The organism is Candidatus Jordarchaeum sp. (genome assembly GCF_052745115.1).
On the sequence record NZ_JBRAKS010000452.1, the window covers coordinates 1 to 2,729 of the forward strand.

Annotated in this window: 2 protein-coding genes; one reads left to right on the forward strand and one right to left on the reverse strand. The window is 38.2% G+C overall.

What is annotated here, in order from left to right:
• Positions 1–249: 249 nt before the first annotated feature.
• Positions 250–1,752, forward strand: coding sequence for an APC family permease (locus ACUVXA_RS19410; RefSeq protein WP_445872943.1), 1,503 nt, complete (start codon positions 250–252; stop codon positions 1,750–1,752).
• On the opposite strand, the gene ACUVXA_RS19415 is transcribed toward ACUVXA_RS19410, so the two are convergent.
• Positions 1,676–2,548: a hypothetical protein gene (locus ACUVXA_RS19415; RefSeq protein ID WP_445872944.1), complete on the reverse strand. Its 873-nt coding sequence runs from the start codon at positions 2,546–2,548 to the stop codon at positions 1,676–1,678. The genes ACUVXA_RS19410 and ACUVXA_RS19415 overlap by 77 nt on opposite strands.
• Positions 2,549–2,729: the final 181 nt, after the last annotated feature.

Genomic DNA, 2,729 nt, shown 5'->3' on the forward strand with positions numbered 1-2,729 from the left:
CTGCTCACCAGCCAAAACCAGTTTTAATAACCTATTTCATTTTCAAATACTGATTTAGAAATATATTGCTTTTGCTTTTTTTAAAACATTCCTAATAGGAAAGATTAGTCATCACTCTTAATGCATATCCATAAAAATGCTTATAAAAGAATTTTTTAACCCGGAATTTTTAATTTTTGAAACTCCAAAAAACTTATGAATAAACTCAATACGTTATTTTACCTATTACTTCATCAGAGACGTACCAATATGAGTGACAGGAAAGAAAAGGACATTGAAGGCATTATTTACGAGAGAGAACTCATTCGGCAGCTAGGGCTTCTGGATGCCGTTATGATTGGAATAGGTGCGAGTATCGGTGCGGGAATCTTCGCTGTGTTGGGTCTTGCATACGGAACTGCTGGCCCTGCGGTTATTTTATCTTTTGTTTTTTGTGGGATAGCAAGTTTTTTAACTGGGTATAGTTACTCTAAAATGTCCAAACTTTTTCCAGAAAGTGGTGCTAGTTATACTTACATTGCGAGGGCTTTTAAAAAACCCATAGTGGGAGTGGTTGCTGGTGCTACCCTTTGGTTTGCCTATTTGGTGTCCTGCTCTACTTACGCGGTGGGTTTTTCTAATTATCTCGGCTATTTCGTAAATAGTAATCAGAGAGCAATAATAGATTTTATAAGTACTGTTTATGGCTTAGATAGATCGTTTGTTTCTCAGATTATAGGTAACTCTTTCCAGCTTATCGATAAGAAAATAATTGTGTTAGCTTTGGTTGCGGTATTCGGATTGTTAAATTTCGCCAGTGTTTCAGAAACTGGTAGAACTCAAGCCATAATAGTGTTGAGCAAAGTTGCCATTTTAATATTTTTTATAGTGGCGGGCTTAACATTCATGTTGTCTCCCAGGATCGAAATCGTGGACCCTACGAAAGGTATTGATTACTCCAAAATTTTTTTAGGGATTTTTACCCCCACCACTTTTCAGAATGCAATTTTGCCAATTATGGCTGTGGTTACCTTTATATTCATTGCGTATGAAGGCTTTGATCTAATACCTACAACAGGTGAAGAAATAAGAAATCCTAAAAGGAATGTTGGTAGGGCGATTTATATTACAATTATAGTGGTTAACATAATTTATCTTTTTACCGTTATTGTTATGATTGGTCTTATACCTTGGTATCAGGCGGGGGCTAGTGAAGCTCCTCTTGCTGAGGCTATAAAGCAGACCTGGGTGGGCCAGTGGGGTGAAATTCTTGTGGGACTTGGGGGTATTCTTTCCACGGCCTCCGCTTTTAACGCTACTCTTTTTGGTACTAGTAGATTGGCTTATGTGATGTCGCGTGATGGTGTTTTTCCTAGACAGTTTATTAAATTGAGTAGAAGGTCTCATGTACCTTATTTTAGTTTGATTGTGGCTAGTGTTATATCCTTGGTTCTTGCGTTATTTGGAGATTTAGGGCTTGTGGCGGGTTTAGCCAGTTCGTCTTTTATAATCATCTTTTTCTTGGTGAATGTTTCTAATTATCGGCTTCGAAGTAAAAGCAAGTCTTTCTGGGTAATACCCTTTCTTGGTGCTTCAATGACTTTTTTTGCCTTGATTTTTATGAGCAATGTTACATTGTTATCACTTGTTTTATGGATCGGTGGTTTTTCGGTCATTTATTTTGTAGTTTCAAAATTTAGGGGAAAACAAAGACCGCCGGGCAGCAAAGCTGGTCTGCCAAGGACTCCACAAACCGGGCTCGAGCACCCCTAAATATTTTTGAAAAATATCTTGGAGCATAGTTCTTCCTTTCAGCTCCCATAACTATAAGATTCGCATTCACATTTTTAGCAAATGTTCCTATACCCTTCGCCCTATCTCTAGAAACTATCACCCCCGGTGTAATGTTGGTGGCGGTTGAGACAATTTGTTTACTTACCTCTCTTAGGAATCCTAGTTCCTCGTCACGTATTTCTGTGGACTCTAGAGAAGCCTCTATGGGTACAGTTGGGGGAATTTCTGTTACATGTACGAAAAAAATTTTAACGTTTCTGGTAAACCAAGAGCTAGCGATGGTGGAAATGGTTTCAATGGCGATTCTATCCAGATACTCCGATTCCCGAGGAATTATTATGGTACTCAACTTTTCAGGTAGAACTTCATATCGATCTGGATTATAAACGAGAATGACTCGAACCGGAGATTTTCTAACAATTTCACGTGATACGCTACCAAAAAACTTAGACCAAAACTTCATTCTAGCGGTACAAATACAGACATCGTACCCTCCAGTCTTTAACTCTCTTATAATCTCTTGGGCTGCACTCTTCTTGGATCCACAATACTTTATTTCGAATTTGACACGATACTTGGAGGCTATTTTTTTAATATCCTCAAAAAAGTGTTTTGCATCAGCTTCTGAGGAATCAGACTCGTGAACATGGAACCCGATTACCGCTCCTCCAGTTTCCAAGGCCAAATGGAAAGCAACTATTGCAGCGTTCACCTCTCTGCCAACGCCGCCAAGTGCTAGGAGAATCTTAGAGTAAGGCAGAATCCAATCCTGCAAACTATTCACTCCTACATCTTAACTATCGAAAATAATACCTCATTTTTTATTCATCATATTCCTCTCCTTAAGAAACAATCATTATCCTTAAAGTTTACGGAAATTTCTTAGAGACTTCATGAAACCTGAAGGGTTTACAGCAGTAGAAAGATTTAATGATAAATAATACCATTCTTAGACT